The 22,033-nt window shown below is 40.0% G+C and carries 21 protein-coding genes and 1 pseudogene; 1 reads left to right on the forward strand and 21 read right to left on the reverse strand.

Annotation, left to right across the window (positions count from 1 at the left end; genetic code table 11):
• Positions 1-319: 319 nt before the first annotated feature.
• The 10 genes from WAA20_RS16550 to WAA20_RS16595 all read right to left on the reverse strand — a co-directional run bounded on the left by WAA20_RS16550 (position 320) and on the right by WAA20_RS16595 (position 9,291).
• Positions 320-871: a flavin reductase family protein gene (locus WAA20_RS16550; protein WP_027218519.1), complete on the reverse strand. Its 552-nt coding sequence runs from the start codon at positions 869-871 to the stop codon at positions 320-322.
• A gap of 27 nt (positions 872-898) precedes the next feature.
• Positions 899-1,378: a YbaK/EbsC family protein gene (locus tag WAA20_RS16555; RefSeq protein WP_073389540.1), complete on the reverse strand. Its 480-nt coding sequence runs from the start codon at positions 1,376-1,378 to the stop codon at positions 899-901.
• A gap of 184 nt (positions 1,379-1,562) precedes the next feature.
• A complete protein-coding gene (locus WAA20_RS16560; protein ID WP_338801574.1) occupies positions 1,563-1,739 on the reverse strand; it encodes a hypothetical protein in 177 nt (58 codons plus the stop codon).
• Positions 1,740-1,775: 36 nt separating this feature from the next.
• The gene (locus WAA20_RS16565) at positions 1,776-2,132 is read right to left on the reverse strand and encodes a dihydropteridine reductase (RefSeq protein WP_027218515.1); all 357 of its coding nucleotides are present in this window, start codon (positions 2,130-2,132) and stop codon (positions 1,776-1,778) included.
• Between the two features lie 36 nt (positions 2,133-2,168).
• Entirely contained in the window at positions 2,169-3,188 is a 1,020-nt protein-coding gene (locus WAA20_RS16570; RefSeq protein WP_026525878.1) for an NAD-dependent epimerase/dehydratase family protein, read from the reverse strand.
• A gap of 187 nt (positions 3,189-3,375) precedes the next feature.
• Positions 3,376-3,954 carry a TetR/AcrR family transcriptional regulator gene (locus WAA20_RS16575; protein WP_073389538.1) on the reverse strand — a complete coding sequence of 193 codons (579 nt, stop codon included), beginning with the start codon at positions 3,952-3,954 and terminating at the stop codon, positions 3,376-3,378.
• Positions 3,955-4,026: 72 nt separating this feature from the next.
• Positions 4,027-5,136 (reverse strand): helix-turn-helix transcriptional regulator, encoded by a 1,110-nt coding sequence (locus WAA20_RS16580; RefSeq protein WP_081373938.1) that lies wholly within the window; start codon positions 5,134-5,136, stop codon positions 4,027-4,029.
• A 45-nt stretch (positions 5,137-5,181) separates the two neighbouring features.
• Positions 5,182-6,336, reverse strand: a complete 1,155-nt coding sequence (locus WAA20_RS16585) for a flavodoxin family protein (RefSeq protein ID WP_073389536.1) — start codon at positions 6,334-6,336, stop codon at positions 5,182-5,184.
• A gap of 169 nt (positions 6,337-6,505) precedes the next feature.
• Complete coding sequence (locus WAA20_RS16590; RefSeq protein WP_073389535.1) at positions 6,506-7,798, reverse strand: MFS transporter; 1,293 nt, start codon at positions 7,796-7,798, stop codon at positions 6,506-6,508.
• A gap of 2 nt (positions 7,799-7,800) precedes the next feature.
• Complete coding sequence (locus WAA20_RS16595; protein WP_073389534.1) at positions 7,801-9,291, reverse strand: bifunctional UDP-sugar hydrolase/5'-nucleotidase; 1,491 nt, start codon at positions 9,289-9,291, stop codon at positions 7,801-7,803.
• A gap of 237 nt (positions 9,292-9,528) precedes the next feature.
• On the opposite strand from WAA20_RS16595, the gene WAA20_RS16600 reads away from it, so the two are divergent.
• Positions 9,529-10,344, forward strand: coding sequence for a hypothetical protein (locus WAA20_RS16600; protein ID WP_073389533.1), 816 nt, complete (start codon positions 9,529-9,531; stop codon positions 10,342-10,344).
• A gap of 62 nt (positions 10,345-10,406) precedes the next feature.
• Here WAA20_RS16600 and WAA20_RS16605 read toward each other — a convergent pair whose 3' ends face one another.
• The 11 genes and pseudogenes from WAA20_RS16605 to WAA20_RS16655 form a co-directional block, all read right to left on the reverse strand.
• Positions 10,407-10,727 (reverse strand): CHY zinc finger protein, encoded by a 321-nt coding sequence (locus tag WAA20_RS16605; RefSeq protein WP_073389532.1) that lies wholly within the window; start codon positions 10,725-10,727, stop codon positions 10,407-10,409.
• The gene (locus WAA20_RS16610) at positions 10,715-11,047 is read right to left on the reverse strand and encodes a hypothetical protein (protein WP_073389531.1); all 333 of its coding nucleotides are present in this window, start codon (positions 11,045-11,047) and stop codon (positions 10,715-10,717) included. Before WAA20_RS16610 ends, WAA20_RS16605 begins: the two co-directional genes overlap by 13 nt.
• Before the next feature lie 88 nt (positions 11,048-11,135).
• Entirely contained in the window at positions 11,136-12,476 is a 1,341-nt protein-coding gene (locus WAA20_RS16615) for a transposase (protein ID WP_338801575.1), read from the reverse strand.
• 20 nt (positions 12,477-12,496) lie between these two features.
• Positions 12,497-12,925, reverse strand: coding sequence for an IS200/IS605 family transposase (tnpA, locus tag WAA20_RS16620; protein WP_338801576.1), 429 nt, complete (start codon positions 12,923-12,925; stop codon positions 12,497-12,499).
• 62 nt (positions 12,926-12,987) lie between these two features.
• Entirely contained in the window at positions 12,988-13,203 is a 216-nt protein-coding gene (locus tag WAA20_RS16625) for an NUDIX domain-containing protein (RefSeq protein ID WP_338801577.1), read from the reverse strand.
• A 454-nt stretch (positions 13,204-13,657) separates the two neighbouring features.
• A complete protein-coding gene (locus WAA20_RS16630) occupies positions 13,658-14,932 on the reverse strand; it encodes an IS110 family transposase (RefSeq protein ID WP_073390585.1) in 1,275 nt (424 codons plus the stop codon).
• Between the two features lie 183 nt (positions 14,933-15,115).
• Complete coding sequence (locus WAA20_RS16635; protein ID WP_242951186.1) at positions 15,116-15,886, reverse strand: tyrosine-protein phosphatase; 771 nt, start codon at positions 15,884-15,886, stop codon at positions 15,116-15,118.
• Positions 15,887-15,998: 112 nt separating this feature from the next.
• A complete protein-coding gene (locus WAA20_RS16640) occupies positions 15,999-17,153 on the reverse strand; it encodes an AAA family ATPase (protein ID WP_022755678.1) in 1,155 nt (384 codons plus the stop codon).
• A 330-nt stretch (positions 17,154-17,483) separates the two neighbouring features.
• A pseudogene (locus WAA20_RS16645) lies at positions 17,484-17,765 on the reverse strand (phenylpyruvate tautomerase MIF-related protein); the annotation flags it as partial.
• Positions 17,766-17,936: 171 nt separating this feature from the next.
• The gene (gene glgX, locus WAA20_RS16650) at positions 17,937-20,024 is read right to left on the reverse strand and encodes a glycogen debranching protein GlgX (protein ID WP_073388463.1); all 2,088 of its coding nucleotides are present in this window, start codon (positions 20,022-20,024) and stop codon (positions 17,937-17,939) included.
• Between the two features lie 31 nt (positions 20,025-20,055).
• A complete protein-coding gene (locus WAA20_RS16655) occupies positions 20,056-21,921 on the reverse strand; it encodes an AMP-binding protein (protein ID WP_073388461.1) in 1,866 nt (621 codons plus the stop codon).
• Between the last annotated feature and the right edge of the window lie 112 nt (positions 21,922-22,033).

Raw genomic sequence — 22,033 nt, forward strand, 5'->3', positions numbered from 1 at the left:
CATCTCAAAAACGAGTTGTGGAAATTTTATCTGGTATAATTGTATCACTTTTGAAAGTTTCTTGTCCACATTATTTCCATAACTATTTTAATATTGATAGTTGTGGAAATTTAATCCTCAAAGTGATAGCCATAACCCTAGCAATATTCGCATTTACAGGCAAAGCTATGTATTTCGACTCAACAACTTCCCCCCATAGCTCATATTTTTAATAGAGTTATGGGGGGGAAGTTAATATTGTATTGTTGTAATTTTATACAGATTATGCACCGCTTGCGAAGCATATAGTAAGGACCACTTACCTCTTTGAATCTCTTTATCATTTCAACTGCATGCCATCCTTAAAAGCATTGCCCACCTTTTCTCCAACTCCGTAATATCCATTACCAAATGGATCAAAGCTTATAGGCTTAAGCTTTGTGATATCAACTGCTCCATCTGTCACTACGCTCTCATCTGCAGAGACATTTACGATTTCTCCAATCAGAATGCCATCTTCAAAGCTCTTTACCTTACACTCAAGAGCAACCGGAAGTTCATCAATCAAAGGTGCATCAACAAACTCGCTTTTTGTTGCGTGGAATCCGGCCTTTTCAAATTTGTCAGGTACTTTTCTTCCTGATTCTATTCCAACGTAATCGCAGGGAATTACCTGGTTTTCAGTAGCAAGGCTTACTGTGAAAGCTCCTCTCTTCGCGAGATTGTCAGTAGTCTTGTGCTCAGACAAACTGATTGAAATCTCTTTAAAATCAGTGGTTATGCCCCATGCTGCGTTCATAGCATTCGGCACTCCATTCTCATCATATGTTGCAATGATAAGAACCGGCTGCGGGTACATTAGTGGTTTTGCTCCAAAATTAACTCTGCTCATCTGCTTCCTCCTTTAGCACAAACACTTTTACTCGTCTTCTTCCCATCCCTTGCACACATCACACCAACCCTCGGCTCCGGTAACAGCTTCAAGCTCTGAAGGTGTAACTTTAACAGAAGTAAACTCATTACCTCCTGCAGGATGGACATATTCAAATCTCTTCATGGATACATCTAGCCAGATAGGGATGTCATCAGCCACAGCAAAAGGACATACTCCACCTGGCTGGAATCCCGTGATACTCTCTACCTGATCTCTGGGTATCATGTGTGGCTTAGTGTGAAATATTGATTTGAACTTAGAACTGTTAACCTTACCATCGCCTGCCATTACCACAATTACAGGCTTTTCATCTACCACAAAAGACAATGTCTTTGCAATCTCCGGTTCGGTGCAACCTATCTGCTGTGCAGCATGTTCAACTGTATCAATCGTCTCTGCATGCTCAGTAAGCCTATCACCAAGATTATTGGAGACAAGAAACTCTTTTACCCTTTCATTAATCATGTCTGCTTACTCCCCGATCATTTAAGAAGCTTGGAAAATCCACATTTGAAACATCGGCATTTTCTGCCAGCTTTCTAAGTTTAGTAACTACTGTATCACGCTTCATATTCGTCCTCCTCACAAGATGTATCGGTCTCTGTTACCATTATATAGTTAGTAGCGCTTACTCTGCATATGTATTTACCTATGGCTGATGATAGCCTGGGGTTATATCAGAATTATCACCTAATACTATTCCTGCCTTTTCAAACTGCTTCCTAAGTGCATTTACATATTTGTCAGTCGAAAAATCCTGTGTCAGATCAATGATAAATTTCCCACTCTGACATGTCATATTGAGCACAAGACCGCTTGTCACCATTCTTAAGTATTGTTTCTACAGTCTTATTTTCAGTCATTATGCTTCTCCTGTTATCTCTTTTGCAAGTTCCAGAATCTCAAAGGCATATTTTTCCTTGCCCTTTTTAAGGAGCTTTTTGTATAAAGGATAGTTGATGATACAGACAGCAGCACCTACTATTCCTAGCAGCACCCCAATGACCATGAAAATTACTCCTGTTCCAAAGACGCTAAGTCCAAAGCACATCCCTGTGCCAAAGATCAAAGTCCCAATAATTCCAAGCGTCATGGCTGTTATAAATGCCGGAAGCTTTGCTCTTTCATCAAGCTTTTTAAGCTGCCTTACCTTATTTGTTTCCTTTGGCATGTAATCCTTTGCAACACTTTCTGCATAAACCTTATCTAAATCGTTCATAGTATTCTTCTCCTTCTTTTCTCTTGAATGTCCTTTTTATGCGATCTTTCCTGTTTCTTTGAGCCATCTGATCTCGTCACGTATGGTCTCTCTATATGACCTTGTGGTATAACCCAGATCCTTACTTGCTTTACTTGAATCAAATCGGTTGTTTCTTGCAAGGTTGTAAACGGAGAATGTTGTCATAAGAGGCTTTTCTCCAGTCTTCTTAGCCTTTTTCTCAAGTACCCCGGCAATCAGGTTTGCTACTGATATTGGTAAAAAGAACTTCATCTGCTTGCAACCGCTCTCCTCTGAAACAAGCTTTGTAAAATCCTTAAAACTAACAGGCTCATTTCCAAGGATGTAGCACTCTCCGCTTTTGCCCTTATCAGCTGCCCCAATGAGTCCGTCGGCCAGATCTCTTACATCACACAGATTAAAGCTTCCATCGATTCCTGCAGGCATCTCGCCATTGATGATGTCAACTAAAGTCTTGGTGGTCTCGCCCATTGCAAAATCCTCAGGTCCAAGGATTCCTGATGGGTGTACCACACAGGCGTTAAGGCCTTCCTTTGCAGCTTTGAGCACCACGTTTGTTGCCATAGCCTTTGACAATGAGTAGCAGCCTTTGATTCTCTCAGGATCAAGGGGAATAGATCCTTCGCACTCTCTTATGGTTCCTTTTTCTTCCTCAGGTATTGCTCCTGTTGATGAGCAATAGACAAGCTTTGATACTTTGTGCTCTTTGCACATCTCTATGATGTTTTCTGTTCCACCGACATTTACATCCATGACTTTCTGACTATAATCAGGATTTACTGTTACGATGCTCGCTATATGAAGCACAATTACTTCCGTATCTTCAGGTGTCTCAAAGAATCTTTCCAGGTCATCTTTGTTACAAAGATCGCCGTATGCTATTTCAACTTCCTCAGGAAGATATTTTGCTGACTTGTCGCCTTCAAGGACAAACGCCCTTACTTTTTCATTTCTTTCAACAAGCTTTCTGCAGACTGTGCTTCCAAGAAATCCTGCTGCTCCTGTTACCAGATACATCTTATTTGTTTTGCTCATTTATCTTTTCCTTTCTTATTCTCAATTTGTTTTTCGCTCTTTGCTTTGAGCTTGAAGTCATTATAGGAAAATGAGCACACAAAAAGAACAACACTTTTTGCAAAATGTGTTGATTTCAGGAGTACAGGTCCCGACACGTTTTGTAAAAAGTGTTGATTTGTAAATCCGATATAGTGTTTTTACTGCGTTATGGCTTGATGATACACTTCTGTATGACGCTTATGATCTCATCTTTTGACTCGGTGCATCCACCTCGTACCCACTCAGTGACAACTCCGATAATGCCCTTAAGATAAAAGACCATGATAAGTGGCTGTTCTTTTTGGGGAACTCCAAACCTTGTAAGAATGGGGCCGAATATTGTTTTAAACCAGGTTTCATAGGTCTTTTCAGCGCCCATCATCTCGTTCTTTTCATACATCAGATAAAAGAGCTTGCGGTTCTCTTCCACAAAATCCAGATATGGCATAAGATACTTGGGGGTTACGAAGAACAGCTCATCCTCATTTTTTTCATCAATATCAAGTGCTCCAGGCCCCTCAGCGCCAAAGCGCCCAAAGAAATCTTTATATACAGCTTCCACCGTTTCATGCAGAAGATCATTTACATTATCATAGTGAAGATAAAAGGTGGATCTGTTAACGCCAGCGGTTTCACATATCTCCTTAACAGAAATAAGTTCAAAATCTTTTCTGTCAAGAAGTGTCAGTAACGCTGTATGCATTTTTTCCGCAGACTTAAAATACTTGCTCTCATTCTTGTTCATGGCAAAGCACTCCTAGCACCGGTAGACTCATACTAAAATGATATCACAATTTACCTTACTTAATAAAAGCAGCTACAGATTTCTCCAGTATTCCTGTGCCTTTTCCATCTTTTTTACTACTTTTTCAGGCAGCACTTTAGGCCCCATGTTGAAAAGATTGTCAATTCCGGCAACAGCGCCTACACCAAAATCATCATATATAGATGTGTGATAGTCCTTACTTCCATGCCAGAATTTAATCTTTCCAGAAAAATCATTTGAAGGATTTTTGTCGTACTTTCTGGCTATTTCCAAGGCAGAGTCGATGCATTTTTCCATGTCATCATATTTTTTGAGGCATGAAAGAGCCAACGCTTTAAATATCAGTCCCATAATTTTCATTTTGGAAAGATAACTGTTCTTGCGTTTATCCATGCTGGTTGCATCTATTATAGTCATGTACCAGTCCATGAGGTCACTTGCCTCCTTGTACGACTTTATGTCATCCATGGAAACCAGAACCATAAACATTTCTGTAGCATACTGCAAGACTTTAACAAGAATAGATACCAAGACTCTTGTGTAGACTTCCATTGCCTCATCTGGTTTGCCCATCATTCTTAAAATGTTGGCTATACTGATGTCTGCTATTCCCTGATAGTTTATCTTTTTAAACTCTTCAAGAGACTTCTTCGGGTTATCACGACCCTTTAAAGTTGCAATGCGGAATTTGATACTAAATGTTTCCTGATCCGGGTCATCACTTTGTGAAACGTAGCAAAGCGCCGATTCATAAAGTTCAATTGCCTTGTTCCTGTAATCCTTTAAGTCTTTTACCGATGAAACAACATGGTATGTGTGCGCACAACTGGTGAGAATCGTAAAATTCCCCGGGTACCTTACAAGCGCTTTTTCAGCCTCGGCAATAGCTTCGTCATATTTATCCTCATGCAAAAGAGCATCCAGTCTGTCGGAAATGTCTTTTACATTCTTAGAAGACATGCTATATCCAAGAAGTACGTCAACAGAGATACTAAAAAAATCAGCAAGCTGCATAAGGGTGAGAATATCCGGTACATTACTTCCACTTTCCCATTTTGATACAGCTCCAACTGTGACTCCAAAAGCTTCTGCCAGATCTTCCTGTGTCAGGTTCATACTCTTTCGATATTTTTTTATGTTTTCGTTTAGTTTTAACTGCATGATTCTTTTACTTTATGCAAGTTTTTCTTAACATTTGATCCTCAATTATTCTGCTTTTCTAAGTAAATCTTTTTTTGTCAAACCATTTCTTTTGGCAGTTTTGGTCCAGCCGTTATTACCATAGATCAGATAGAAAAGGCGTGAAAACTTATATGCATCTGCATATATATCCGCTACCTCCTCTGAAGATGAGATTGCTTTTCCTAATTCATCAAGAGCAAGTGCCACGTTCCTTGCATGAGTATTGTATGCATCCGGTATGCGGATCATTTTACCAAGCATCTCGCCTGCACCGACAGCCACTCCGCCGCAATATTCGTAACCGCATTTCTCGGACCATGCTTTTACCATGCCCAGCAAATTCCTGATCTGCCTGCTTTCATAGAATCCCATATTAGCTACAACATAGATCTGCTTTTTGCTGGCTGCGCACTGTTTTTCCATCATCTCCATAAGTCTCAGAACATGAGAAGGTGCTCCATCTGCGTATAAAGGCATGGCAAGAACAATCTTTTTGCAGGATATCAGAATCTCCAATAATTCATCATATTTATTAATATATGACACCAGATTTATAATCTCTGTATCGCCTTCAATACTTTTATCCATCTTTGTGAGAAGGTTTTTAGAATTAGCATGGTCTCCTCTCATACTGCAATTTAATAAAACTATTTTATCGCTATTTTCTTCTTTAGCCTTATTAAGACAGGATGTCATGTCATCTTCTTCAAATTCCTCGAAACTAATATCCTTGATCTTTCCGTAGAAATTCTTGCAAAATGCGATGACGTATTTTCTGGCAGCCTCTTTTTCAGAGTCTTTCAGGTTATTTCCTCTAAAGATAAAAGAGAAGACTTTAGACTCATGATATCTCCTTTTATGATGCATCTCACCATGACTAATTGTCAGATATGGAAGAATATAGCTTATGCTGCGGTCAAATACATTTTTTACAAAAGAGCTAAATCCGCCATAAGTATACTTACTTATTACAAGCACCTCATCCGCTTCATGGATCATAGCACCCATCTTCTCATATCCATCTTTTATAGCGCATACTCCGGGCTCTTTGGCCCAGCATGCAAAGCAACCTGCACATGGTCTTATATTCTCTGTATAAGAAATAACTTTCCAATCACTATATTTGTGCGCGAGTCTCTCCCACTCTTCACGGCTATAATCATGTATCAAAAGCTTCATGTTGTTCCATCTCCTCCTTGCTCGTTTTCATGACTTTATTCTACATGGAACAAACACTTACTATAATACACTTGTTGTACTGGTTGTAAAAGAAAAACTTTCCATTACGGAAAGTTTTTCTCTTTGCTGTTCTAATTATTTTAAATTCTTTCTTAGTCTTTTTATATTTCTACTGCTTTTGCTTTTCCTTCTTCTCAGTCTTGCTATACATAAAGATATCAACAGCTTTACCTTTTTTGTATGAAGAATCATTCATGTATCTTGCGGCAGCTCTGCTCTTTTGAACATTGCTCATACCGCCTTTTAAAATGGATACATAAATAAATCCAATTATGGCTGATATCACAAGATCGATAACGGCTCCTTTTATTGTTATGCCACTTTTTCCAAAGAAGAGGATCAAAAGAAGTATTATGGCAAAAGAAACTGCCATGCCGATAACGAATCTAAGCCAGTAAAGACCTTTATCTACAGGAAGGCTTCCAACCATTTCTCCTGTCTGTCCGTTTATTCCGAAGGTGTAAGAGGTGCCTTCATATTTGGTGGTCATCATCCATACAGGTAGCATGGCATATTCAGCTTTGGCATCAGACAGATTTATATTTTCTGCTTTGGCATCAACTGTATCATAACCTGATACCTGCTCGCGCATCTTATCTCTGAAGGTATTTTTTACACGCTCATTAGCTCTTGGTCTGGCATCGTTCTCGGCAATGTCATATCTGTCTGCAAGGTAGCCGCTAAAATAGGCAGCATCATACTTCACAGCTTTAGTCATGTCAAAAGGCTCTAAAGATTCCATAACAGTGGCATCCATCTTGCTTGAAGCATCAACCGGGATTTTCTCAAAGGTCATCTCTCCGCTTCTTCTGACTCTGTAGAAATCCTTCTTCTCATATGTGTATCTGGCATCTTCTCTAGTTGATTTCTTCACACCTTCAAAAGTCACAGTACCATCTGCCTTGCAGCTGTAAAGCCAGAAGGGAACATAAAGTCCTGTGATATTTTCGATCCTGTTACCTGATGTAAATGATTTTGGCAGTAGCTTTTTGCCTTTGACAAAGTCCTTAAGCTTTCCTTTGGCACTTTCCTTATCAACAGAAAAAGGCACAACATAATCCGGCTTATAGAGTCCTGAGAAAGACTCAGGTATTATCGCCTGATTGCCGCAATATGGGCATTCTGTAGCTGCTGTGTTATCATCAGCCACCATCTCGGCGCTACATGATGGACAACGGTAGCCTTTTACTTTACCATTTTCATCCTGTATAAGGAGCTGCTCTGTTGTAGTCCAGGTCATGCTTGATGATGCGGCGTCCTGCTCCTCAGCTTCCTGAGCTGCCTTAGCCTGCTCTATGGAAAAACTGGCATCGCAGTATTCGCAGGTCATCTCTTCAGTCTTGCCGCTAAAAGTAAGTTTTGCGCCACAACATGGACATTTAAAATTAAGTACATCTCCCATAGTCATACTCCCTTCGTTGTTCCATCTTCAAGATGGATAATGAGTCTACCCTTACCCATAGCATCCTGATGCTGACCCTTTTGTAAAAGCTCTTCAAGAACACCTGCACAGGATGTACATATCTGTCTTGACGTTCTGTTCTTATCAAGATCTGCCACTTCTAAATCGAATGAATCTTTCGTATTGGTATAGTGGAACTGTTCAAGTCCTACAGAATATATTTTATTGTCATCAATAGGCTCACCATTAAAGTTGAATTTTAGGAAAGAATGCGATTTCTGATCATACTCGACTTCAAGGCCTTCAGACAATTGATAAAACTCTGTATGCTCTCCCGCAAGAGCTTCATCTCTTAGCATCCTGAGAAGTCCCTGTTTTAGCTGCTTACCTGTCCAGTAGGTTACAAATACTCCGTCATTATAGGGGAAGTTTTCATCAAAGTCTTTTTTGGTAACTACAGGTCCAAGCTTCTCTGTCCGGATAGAGCCTGAGCCAAGGAGCATGATATCAAGTCCCAAGGTCTCGCGCAGTGCATCTGCATACAGATCGCCAAGCTCGGTCTCTTCTATACGTGTAGGATGAGTAAGCTCTCTAACGAATTTGGTGATAATCCTTCCGTATTTTGCATCAGTACTTGTCTTATAGTTATTTATTATTTCCTCGATGCCAGGATCCTTAGGACACGTTCTTTCATTTATGGGAATCGGTTTCCAGGTATAGCTGTCGATGCAGTTATTGTCTGTATCGATCATAATATCAAAGCGCCCGATCTGATCCGTACCTGTGCCTGCCTGCACGATCGGTATGCCGTTGACAACAGCAGGTTCTTCAATGAAGGTATGGGAATGCCCACCGATTATCACATCAACGCCCCACGCAGGGTCAAGCATTGCAGCGAGCATTTGGTCTTCTTCAAAACCTATATGTGTCAGGAGCACTGTAAAATCAATATCCAAAGCATTATATGTATCACAGATCCTTCCAACTTCTTCAGCTGCATCCTGCAGTGTTACAAGAGTTCCTATCATCTTATCCATCTTGCACTGCATGAGGGCTACCTCTGTGATGATTCCTATGAAAAGAATCTTCATCCCGTCTATCTCTATGATCTTACAGGGTTCGAAGAGTCTTGCATTATTGGTTTTGATATGGAGATTGGCATTGATTATCGGGAACTCGGCGCATTTTTCCAGGAAAAGAAGATGTGAGACGCCATAGTCAACCTCATGATTGCCAAGGGTTACAATGTCAGGGGCAAGCATATTCATGATCTGAATTGTTGAGATTCCGTGGAACTCAGAGTCGATAACAGATCCCCTGAACATATCTCCTGCGATTGCATACAGGACGTTTTTCTCTTCATGGCGAACTTTGCTCACATAGCCGGAAAGGAGGGATACGCCTCCTATAAGATCCTGATCTACCTGCTCGGCAAGGAAATCACCGTGCATGTCATTTGAGTGTAACAGTGTCAACTTTTTCAAGTTTTTCATGTATATACTCCTAATATGAATCTTATAAATATGGTTTACTTTTTAACCGCCACTCCTTTATTCTGTCATATTTTTTCAAAAAAATAAATATGTACTAATGTACATATTTTATCTTATTTTCGTATATTTTTATTTTCGTATACTTTTGTTTTTTTATCATTTTTGGAAAACAGGTATATAATTATACTAATTGCTATATAAGAACGGCATTGGGGGAGAGGATTTTAATAATATAATATGTTTAAGATATTGCTGATCATAGCCATAATCTGGCTTTTGGTTGGACATATCCTGATGTGGACTTTAGGAAGAAAACTTGCACCTTCTGGTGGGTTAGATTCTATTGCTAATGCTCTTTTTTATGTAATGGTATGGCGTTCATTAGTTTGGGGACTGCCTATAATACTTACTTTGGTTTGTCTTTTTTCATGGCTCTATAATAGCCACATAGGGATGATCAAATATGTTATCCTCGCAATAGTGTTCGTAATAATATTAAGAAAACTATATGGTACTGTAGGGCGTCAAATACTGATGACACCTTTAAAGAACTCATCTGCCATTGAGAAATACGGCACTTGGATTGAGCGTGAAAACAAATGGATATCTCGATATGGTGCAACCGTCAGGACAGAATATGACTATATCTGCGAATATATAGCAAAAAAAGTTGTAGATGCTGCGGTTCTTAATATTGCTCATATCTACCCTAAAACATATCAGAAAAAGAGAGTTGAATATGTGAACGCCGCACTCCAAGAAGCAACTAAAACAATTCCTCATGTTACCGGGTATGAGTATATAATGGATATTACTTCTATTATTCCCAAAAGGACCAACGCTCCAGCTTACGGATATCTTCTGAGTAATGCAGAGCTTCTTGCTATTTCTGAGCATTATGGTAAACGCCTTAATACAGAACATTTTGGCGACAGGTATCAGTTTAGTAAGAATGCTTCCAACAATTTTCACTCAAATTATCCGATGGTAGCAATCTTTTATGATGATGGGACAATGGATTTAGAAGTTACAGCCCCGGTAATTAAATACTGAGGCCGTCTCTTTCTTCATAGTAATATATTTTTGAATTATTCTCATAAGATTAATCCAAAAAATCATTTTACATAAACCGATTTGTGAAGAGAACATCTAGGATTAAATCCATGTGAACATTCTGTGCATTTTGATAAACATGAATATTCTTTATAACTATACAATTTACCACATACACCGCACATTGCTGTTGCCTCTTCATCTGAATCTACAGGCTCAAATGGATGATCCTCTAATTCATCGTGGCACTTGTAGCAAGCATAGAATTTTTGGCATTTAGCACATTTATTGGCTATTACATCAACGTCACTGTGATAATGAACGCAGCGCCCGTCTTTATCCGTATTTATTCCATAAATAATTCTCGGGTTTACTTCTCCCATATTACTTTGTCGTTCCTTTCATCGGTTACGATATGTTCTATACCGTGATGCTCTGACTGAAGGTAATCTTTCATGAATGTGGGAAAAGACTTGTATTTATCAAGGTCAGCTATAGGCAGCCAGTGCATCTTCTCTTCAATTCCCTGAGTTGTGCTGTGGCTGTTAAGTTCCTTGGTTCCACGCGGCTTCATAAGGGAATATAATGCAAGTTCGTGACAATCAAGCCCCTTAAGCGCACCTTGGTTTTCATCAAAAAAATTCTCGTGAATGATCGCAAGGTGATCTATCTCATAATGGACGCCTGTTTCGTGAAGCCTCACACGACTGTTATCTAAAGTCGCGTGCTTCCATACCCGTTTTTCTGAGGTATGAACTCATTGACTACATATACGGTCTGGCACCGAAACATCACGCCTCAGCGTGAAGTTCTGCATCCAGACTAATCAACGTAGACAACGTGCATGTGCTCCTATACACGGCCTTTGGAACTTTAGCCAAAAGCCGCTGCCTTTTCGTCGCCGAAAAGGTCTTTATTATCTCACGTATAAAATATCTTGCTCCTATATTGTAGGTTGCATTCAGATCACAGTTATATATCTTTCCTGTGCTGAACTCACACAGACTGTAATTACCTTTTGTTTTAGATGATTCTTTTCCTCGTAATACTTTTCCTGAGCCATCGAATGCAAGTCTTGATGTTCCCCATGCGTTCACCCTTGATATTCGCATGCCAAGTCTGTGTGCCTTGTCAGTTACCATCGACTGCACATAGCGGGCTTTCCACATATGAAGTCTCATCTTCTTTGATCCCCGTTTACGTCCATTAAGATCCAGATGCTCAAAAACTATTGTATCTGCCTTATATTCTACTGCTGTATCAACAATGAACTTTGCTGTCTTGACTGCTATGTCATCATTGACACCACAAGCAAGCCTCCAGAGTTTGGAGACTTTTTGTGAACCATGACGCTGTGCCATTTTGATGCGATCAGTCTTGCGCTTTTGAGAGTCGTATTCTCTTGGAAGACGAAGGAACCTTCTTCCAAGGACCGTGCCATCCGCACACATTACTGAGCATGTACAGGCATTATTTATTCCAAGGTCTACAGATAGTATTGTCTGATCAAAGATGTCTGTATCACTAAGTTTTACTTTTTCCTCAAATGCAAAATCAAGAAACCACTGCTTGCCACGCTTTTGCAATGTCGGCACACACTCTTTTCTCAAAAAGCAGTGTTTCCTGATATAGTCAACATCCGTCTTACGGAGTGCTACCGCGATCCAGTCCCAGGTATTGTTATAAAAGACCTTAAGCTGTGCATGAAGATCATCAAGTCTGTTAAATGTATTCCCTCTATACATGGCTGGATATATGTATCCTGACTTTGGTAATGATGGTGCCTCTCCTCTTTGACGAGGATCAAGGATCTCCCAGTTTTTTAGATTTGACTTATATGAACAGACTTTCCCATAGCCTTCCGCAATGGCTGCCCTTCTTAAGTATGATGGAAATTTATAAAAATCCATACCAAAATCATACTTTACGACAGGTCTTTTCTTTGATGTTACGCTATAGCTTTCAGCAAGACTCACAACCTTATTCTGATTGGGGCATAACAAAAAGCTGTCCCATTCATTAAGGATTACATCAATATAAAAGTCTACAGCTCTGCGATAGAGTCTGATCGTGTCTTTAAATATATGATTGTATTCTTTTATCTTTACTGAATAAGTTGACATGATCTTCATATCGCAGAACCCCCTTTCTTTTAACGCGTTTTCTGTGAATCTATGTACTGCTTCACCTGATCATAGCTTCTGTCACTGGCCGTAACAATACAATAGGACGGATTCCAAAGATGTCCCCCCCATAACTGTTTCTTTAACTCAGGATGTTTCATAAACAACCATCGTGCGGTATTCCCTTTTAATATCTTGATCATATCTGATGGGAAAAACTGCGGTTTGCAGTCGACAAGAATATGAATATGATCTGGCATGACTTCCATAGCCATGATTGAAAAAGAATATTCCTTTGCAAGATCGTTAAGATAATCTTTGATCTCGTTATCTATCCCGTCCAAAAGAACCTTTTTTCTATACTTGGTACACCATACTATGTGATACTGCAAAGAATAAACATATCCTCTACCATATGTAAGATTAGATATATTAGTAGTATATATTATTTTGTCCATGAATACATTATACCATATGCTCTGATTAAATAAAAGGTGCGGCGGCTAACTCACGACTAAAGTCACGAGAATGCGCCGCCGCATTTTTCAAATACTTCTCTCTTTACAGCATCCTCTGCAGTTTCGCCCATGTGTACTCCACCGCCGATTAAATAGTAGTAATCGTCTATTGAATTACCTGCAAAAAGGACAGAGTCTCCCTCTACGATTATGGCTGCTGCCCTGTATCTGAACCATTTGTTGTCATTAGTAAATCCGCAGTTGTATTCTTTTTTCATACTATTTCTCTCTATACTTTCTTATATATTTTGCACAAAAGAACCAGCATTTAAGCCTTCTGTGCAATTGGTTAATAAGTTACAAACAATGATAAGCAATAAATAATGGGCGAAAACTATGTCATTTCAGGTACAATGCATATGTGTTTCCAGTCAGAAGGGTGCACGAAAGATAACGTCATCCTTTTTATGAAGGCGAATCTGTGTCCCATTCTTCCCTATGGCTGCTAACCTCTCATGTCTAACAGGATCGTACTCCCGTAGGAGTGTCCTAAATTCCTTCGTCCAGCCTACCCATAGTGGGGTGCCGCCTCTGCTCCATTCCAGGGTCATGCCCTATATAGTATGTCTTAGCGGCTTCGCTCTGCTTTGTCATTGCTAGAGAGCACTCCTGTAATCCAGCACCAATTGAACTCTTGGCGGACGTTGTCTGGTACAGTATGTGCTGTTTTAATTAGGCTGCTTCCGGTCTGATGATGTCCCTTCGGAACTTTTCTTCATCAAAGTCACAACCTGTCTGTAGTATTACATAGAACACTCTGATAGCCTTACATGCAACTGCTATCTTTGCCTGCATTCCTCCAAGAGGATTTCTTGTTCTGTTCCTGTAATAAAGGAATACATCTTGAAATGCAGGATTCCAGTTCATCAGTGCACGAGCCGATTCATACATTGTTCTACGTAACTTTCTTCTGCCCCTCTTACTGATTCTTGGCTGCCCTTTTTTCTTTCCAGAACTCTTTTTGACTATCTCTAGCCCTGCAAGCTTCTGTATCTGCTTTGGGTCAGTGAAACGTCCGATATCACCAACCTCTGCTATAAAGCCAATCACAGTACTCATCCCTACTCCTTTAATGGCGAGCAGTTTCTCCACATTCGGTACTTCTTTTACTTTTTCCTCCAGGTATTCATCAAGTCTTTTGAGCTGTTCTGCCTTCAGTATATAGTCATTCACAAGAACCCAAATCTCGAGTCTTGCAGCCTCACCAGCTTCTAAACCTACACTTTCCTGTGCAGCTTCTACCAGGGTCTGAGCCCTCTTTAGCCCTGCTGCACGTACCTTTGCATCACGCCATATCTGATTGATTCCACCTGCCCCAATTTTTAGGATATCCTGTGGAAGTGGTGCACTCTTTAAAAGCATAAGTCCACTTGTTGAATCCCAATCGGAATAACAATCCAGATACTCAGGAAAGAATTTTTGCAACCATCCCTGTATCTGATTAGACAGACGCACATGCTGCTTCATGATCTGGTCTCTACACACAGAGGCTTCTCTAATCTCCGCATATACTCCTTCCGGCAGATAAGAAGTTGAATATCTTCCTTCTTTAACCAACATAGCAATTGTTTTAGGATCCTTTAGATCACTCTTTTCTGGGCTGTTATCATCCAGTTCTTTGCTTCTATTTACAGTAAATGGATTTACTGTTACAAGCTTTACATCATGATCCTGTAAAAACTTCTGAAACGTAAGCCAGTAGCAACCAGTAGGCTCGCAGCCAACAATAACCTTCTTCATTTCGGTCTTATTCATGAGTTCCTCAGTCCATCGAAGGAATGTAAGGAATCCCATTCGGTCGTTACTAAACTTAAACACTCTTCTGGATAGCTCAAATCCCCTCCAGTCAAACGCTCTACAGAAATGTGTCTGTGATCCAACATCAACCCCAACAATCAATGTATTTGCCGTAACTTGCTTAAGTCTGTCATTCTGTGTAAAATTCATTTTGAGAAACCTCCGGTTAGCATAAGATGTTTTTTCATCCGCCAAGATGAACACCTTTATCTTACTTAGAGGTTTCTTTTTATTCAATTGGCGTTATTTCTGAATTACAGGAATGCTCCATTATATATATCCCTGAATTTATAGTTAATAAAACTATATCTCCAGAATCATTCTATAAATATTCTATTTACACATCTTAGCAACTATCTTAGCCTGAAGCTCTGCATCAATTCCTATTGCCTCAAAAAGAGCCTGAACTGTACCATGGCTTTCTTCGATAAGCTCGAAGAATCTGTACATATTGTTCTCGTTAGGTATGACGATGTTCATGTCGATATCAGGAAAGTTTTCGTGAATCATCTTGAATCGCTCTTCGTTATTGAGCTTAGTTCTCATATAGTCATAGACGATATCGCTTTTCCTGACTCCACACAGCCATAATAAAAGTGCTGATGTCACGCCTGATCTGTCTTTTCCGGCGCTGCAGTTGAACATTACATTTGTTTTGGCACTTGCGATAGTCTTAAATACCTTTGCAAGGTTCTCAGAATGAGCGATCTTGTAGTAGCTATCCGGCACAGCCTCTACACTTTCCGGGATACCGCTTCCTTCTTCGATTGGGATATCATGATAATCAAAGCCTTCCAGATTCGCAAGGCCGTGAGGTTTGCGTTCCTTTTCTTCGCTGTTCCTCATATCGATAATGGTGGTGATGCCATTGTCTTTCAGGAACTTAATATCTTTTTCCGAAGGGTAATTGGCAACGTCACTTCTTATCACACGGCCATACTTCGTGAGTCTGTCTGTGCCATCGATCCTGTAGCCGCCAAGGTCTCTTGTGTTAAGGGTAGTCTCGAGAAGTGAATAAGGCATATTATCCCGGGATGTGTCGTAACAAGTTATTAAGCCCTTACCTTCTTTGAGAGCTGCAAGTTCTTTTTCACTTGATGCCATTTCAACTAGTTCCTCCTTACATCTTTCTATAAAAATGGTATGACTTTTTAACACGCCGTGAGCAAGAAATCCCACCACCTATAGAGGTGGGGGATGAATTGCTCACGGCGTGTTAAACCCTTCGTTGTCTAACAACATCTATCGTTTTGGTTACGCCTCTATCTTTTTTTACAAAGTCAGAAAGGTATGGAATGCAAAACATGACTTTACCGCGCTCTGCAGCAGCAATAATACCGTGATCAATAAGATACGCCCTGTTTCTGCTAAGTTTACTTTGAGATACTCCCAAAGCTTTTGCTATTTCAGACGTTGAGCTAAGACGATCATCCCTCATGCACAAAGACATTTTTATCAGGTATTGTTTCTCATTTTCCGGAAGCTCTTCAAAAAGAGGAACAAGTGCTCTCTGTTCATATGCAAATAGCGCATTCTTCTCAGCTTCCAACAGCTCATCTTCAGTTACAGTATGCTTTTTATCCGGGTTATGATTATTGACCTGCAAGATCAGGTGATAACCAAGAAGTTGCATAATATATGGGTGTCCAAAACTGCTCTCGTTAATTCTATTCAAAAAGGTATTATCTATCTGTAGTCCTTTGATACCTGAGAACACTTTTTTAAGGGCATCTTCAGCCTCATCCCAGGTAAATAATCCGATTTCTTCATGTGATGCGCGTCTAAGATACGTACAGCCTTCATGCCTCGTAATATTTCCATATGCGTAAGGAAGGCCTGCAACCGCAAGCATGATATCATATCCTTTTCGTGAAGCCATCTGAAAGGCATTACAAAGAGATGAGACATCTTCAATTGGAACCTTTTGAATTTCATCCACTGTAACAAGTAAACCTTGTTTGGACTTAGCACATGCATCCAGAAGAATAGGCTGAAGAAGTTCTCTGCCAATACGCTTAGTTTTAGAGACAGATCCTCCGCTGATTCCACCGCCAATTCCAAGCACGCTGACACTAGCCTGAGGACTAATAGTATTGGTCACCTCATCGTACCCGCTTAATTCATGCATCAGTTGCTCAATAGTATTTTCCGGACCAAGATCTATGACTCTTCTGTTTTTCTTACTAGCTCTTATAGATAATTGCTCTAATAAAGCAGTCTTACCACAACCTCGTGTTCCAGTTATAAATATCGCTCGCTCATCGCTTCCAGAATCGACCATGGCAAGGTCAAAAAGACCAAGGATTCTGTCTCGACCAAAAAACACATCCGGTTTGCCACCAAAAATAGGTGAAAATGGATTAGAAAACATGATAATACTTCCTTTCCATAAGTGCAATTGACAATCAATTATTATCTATATTTAATTTTATGCTTTTATACAAATATGTCAAATATGTCAATATATCTGTTTTATGTATTTTATGTACTTGTAACCTTTTTATACATTTTATGTTCAGATGATGTTTTTATGTAATCAGATGAGTTTTATACATCAATAACAATTTCATGTATTATGCTATGCAAATTGAAAATCCAACACTCTAATCCCTTATTTCTTTTGCTCAATCTCTAAAGTAACATCTTTGATCTCCAGAATTGAATACCCGTCAAAACAGCTATACCATGCAGCTTGTTGTTATTAAAAATTATTACCGTTCCATCCCCAGTCATGGGTTGTTGAATACTTGACATAGATACGGTCTGGAGCGATTCCAAGTACTTCTCCATAGATCTTTGTAAGTTCTGCGGTAAGCTTTTCAAAAGCTCCCTGATTGGGATCACCGTAGATGTTTACAGCTATAAAGGCTGTAGGTTCCTGACCTTCGCCTCTGAAATACATGTTCTGCTCATCAGCAAGATCGATCATAAGCCAGCTTTCGCTTTTCCCAGGAATAAGCGCGATTGCTTGACCAAGTTTTGCCTTAAGTTCCTCTCTTTGCTGTGGTGTTGTCTTAACGCTTACTTAGCTTATTCTCTTTACATATAGTAATACTATAACAAAAAAGAGCCGTGTTACAGTATATTTTCTGCACACGACTCTCAAAATCTTAATTCAAATCTCTTCGAGCTTATCGACATATATATCAATCGCTCATTTAGCAATCAGTACAAGTGTAGACCTTGCGCCAAGCATAAAACTGCCCTGATCACCCAAAGTCTTTTCTTTACCTTTTGAATATACATCTCCGCTACTACTTAGTCTTAAATACCATTTCATTCCCTGAGGAATTATTGGAAGTTCGTAGTATACATCTTCCCAATATGCATTAACTGCAACATATATAAACGCATCTTTTTTAGTTCCTGCCCTTGCATGATCCTGGGCATACATATATGAAAAGCACAGATTTGATGCGCCCTCATCAAGCTGCCATGGCTTGGCAGAATGGAAAGAAAGTTCCGGATAGCCGGTCCCATTATTTCCAAGATCAAAAGAATTTTCTCTTATAACCGGGTACTCATTCCTAAGTGCCACAAGGTTCTTCACATACTCAAACAGGTCCTTGTTCTTATCAAAAAGTGACCAGATAATATATGAAATCTCACTATCCTGACAATAGGCATTATTATTACCCCACTGGGTATTGGCAAACTCATCTCCGGACAGAAGCATAGGAATTCCCCTGCTTGTCAGAAGGATCGTCAACATATTTTTCATCTGACGTTTTCTAAGATCAATAATTTGAGGATCCTTTGTATCTCCTTCTACACCGCAGTTCCAGCTTTCGTTGTCATTGCATCCGTCATTATTGTTCTCGCCATTGGCTTCATTATGCTTTTCATTGTACGAAACAAGGTCATAAAGAGTAAAGCCGTCATGGCAGGTCACAAAATTTATAGATGCTCTGGGTCCTCTGAAGCGATATAAATCATCTGATCCTCTTATTCGTCTGTAAAGCTCAGGAGCTGACTCTCCGCTTCCTTTAATAAAATGCCTTAAGCAGTCGCGATATTTACCATTCCATTCCGAAAAACGTCCAAATGCAGGAAAACTTCCAACCTGATATAAACCACCTGCATCCCAGGCTTCGGCTATAAGAAGACTCTTACCAAGTACGGCATCATTGGCTATCCTTTCAAGAAGTGGCGGATAAACCATAGGGGCGCCAGCTTCATCCCTTGACAGAATGGATGCAAGATCGAATCTAAAACCGTCCACATGATATGCAGAAACCCAGTATCTGAGGGCATCTAAAACCATGTCGCGGGTAACAGGATTATTACAGTTCATGGTATTACCACAGCCACTGAAATTGTAATACCAGCCATCCGGGGTCAGCAGATAATAGGTTCTGTTATCTATACCTCTATATGAGATATAAGGCCCATTTTCATTGCCCTCTGCTGTATGATTAAAAACAACATCGAGTATTACTTCTATACCATTTTGATGAAATTTCTTTATTAAGTGTTTTAGTTCATCCGCTTCCATACCAAAAGGCGCCGATGCAGCAAAACCTGCTTTGGGGGCAAAAAAGCATACTGTTGAATAGCCCCAGTAGTTGTACAGAGTCCTGCCACCAACTTCCCTTGAGTTTTCAAATTCATCAAATTCAAATACCGGCATCAGCTCTACGCAGTTAACGCCCAGCTCTTTTAAGTATGGGATTTTCTCCGTAAGACCGGCAAAAGTCCCCGGATGCCTAACCCCACTTGAATCATCCCTGGTAAAACTCCTAACATGAAGTTCATAGATAACAAGATCCTTTTCAGGAATCTCAAGGGGCTTGTCCCCTTCCCAATCATAATCTTCGCGTATTATCTGACCACGCAGGGGCTTTAGCTTATCCCCATTATCTTTCCTTCCCCAAACACTTCGACCTGATACGGACTTGGCATAAGGATCAAGAAGAACCTTATCTTTATCAAATCTAAGTCCATCCATAGGGCTATAAGGTCCGTCAAAACGGTATCCATACTCGATAGTTTCGATATTAAGTCCGAAAACCATCATCGAATATACATTACCTATCCTGTATTCCTCAGGAAAAGGTATCTCAACAAAGGGTTTATCCTGACCATGGTGATATAAGACCAAAGTACAGGACACTGCTTCCTTTGAAAAAATACTAAAATTAACTCCACCATCTACTATGGATGCTCCAAATGGGAATATACGTCCACTCCTGTACTCAAGATCTCCGATCTTTTGGGTGGGAAAAGAATCTATTAATTGCATGAAACTATACCCTCTTCATAAACATTAGATCTTACTTTAGTTTTTCTAATACATCCTTTTTAAGACTCACAACATCTATCTTACCTGTACCAAGCATAGGAAAGTCGTTATAAACTACGAAATAGCTTGGAATCTTATATTTGGCCAGTTTCTTTGAAAGTTCAATCTTAACAGCTTCCTGGTCAAACTCTTTGCCCTCTTTAACCTTAATGCACGCGCAGACTTCTTCTCCAAAGAACTCGCTTGGAACGCCGATGACTTTGACGTTATTAACAACGTCAAGTGAAGATATCGCTGCTTCAATCTCCTGCGGCATGATATTCTCACCGCCCCTTATGATAAGCTCTTTAAGCCTTCCTGAAAGATGAAGATAGCCCTCTTCATCCAAAAAGCCAAGGTCACCTGTATGAAGCCATCCCATATCATCGATAGACTGACTTTCTATATCAGTCTTATAATATCCTGTCATCAGATTAAATCCCTGTACAAGTATCTCTCCGGATGTGCCGGTAGCGCATTTTTCGCCGGTTTCAAGGTCTCGTATCTGAACCTGAATATTGTCAACAGGCTTACCTACAGTAGTAAGCAGATGCTCGTCGCTGTCGCCATAAGTTGAGATGGATACAGGTGCCATCTCACTAAGACCATAGGATGACATAAAGTGGTCATTGGGAAGATTTTCCTTGAACATCAGGATCTGTGCCTTGGTTGCCGCCGCACCTGAAATGATGGTACAGCGAACAGACGAAAGTTTATCTTTTGTAAAGTCCTTATTATTGATGAGCGCAATGAGCATGGTCGGGACTGAATGGAAAAATGTGCACTTCTCCTTATCAATAAGTTCCAGAATAGTACCAGTCCTTATGTTACTTGGAAAATACAGAGTCGAGCCTGCTATTGCATTTGCAAAAAGACCTGCTACAAGACCAAATATATGAAACAGCGGAAGTATAAGGCAGGTTCTGTCCTTATTAGTAAGTGTCTGATCCTTATAGTTAGTATTGGCTGCATTCAGAATATTGTAGGCGGATAAAAGAACGCCTTTGGGCTTTCCTGTAGAACCGGAAGTAAATAAGGTGACACATGGCCAGTCAGCCTCTACAAAGTCCTGAAATTTGTACCTGATTGCCTCATATTCATCTCTTCTTTCCCGTATATCCTGTCTGTCATTTCTAATGGAGATAAACTCGCATAAAGGACAGCCTGATTTTTTGAGCTCGTCAATAAATGCTTCCTGATCCTGCATCTCAGGCATACTTCCATAGCAAAAGTGAGTGATATCGCCGATTGTAGCAACCTTAGCAACATCTGCAGCACTCATATTGAAATTAAGGAGCTGAGCCATAGCACCAAGCTTTTGGATGGCAAAAAAAGTAAGAACCCAGTTTACGGAATTGACACCGCACAAAGCTACATGAGTTCCTTTTTTTATTCCCTTATTGGCAAGACCCTCAGCGATTATCTGTGAATAAATATCTATGTCTTTCCAGGAAAACTCTCCCCTGTCATCAACAAGAGCAACAGCATCCGGAGTATTTTCAACCTTTTTGGCCAAAAAAGCCTTAAAGGACAGGTTCATATATGTTGAGATATCATCTTTAGTTGTTTCAAGCGGAATGATCTGATCAAAACCAGTTGTCGCAAAAATATCATATATCTCTTGAGACACATTGACTACCTTCATCTTATCGCCGCTGAATTTCTTTCTGCAGACAAGTATCTCACGAAGTCCTGCTGAAGATATGTAGTTAAGATCCTTAAAGTCAAACTTGACCTTTTCAACTTCCGGTGGTATCTGTGCTATCTGCTCTCGAAGAAGCGGCGAGGTGGTTGTATCAAGACGCCCCTCAAGTGCGATCATCATTTCGTTACCACTTAACATTTTTATTATCTCCATATTTAACCTCATGTCACGAGTGAAACGAGTGACTAATGGTTCGATATTGGTGGAGCTCGTGACACCAATTCGCGTTTGAAAGTGGAACACTTTCAAACTTGTTTTCTCCACA

The sequence above is a fragment of the Butyrivibrio fibrisolvens genome (genome assembly GCF_037113525.1).
Taxonomy (GTDB): Bacteria; Bacillota; Clostridia; order Lachnospirales; family Lachnospiraceae; genus Butyrivibrio; species Butyrivibrio fibrisolvens.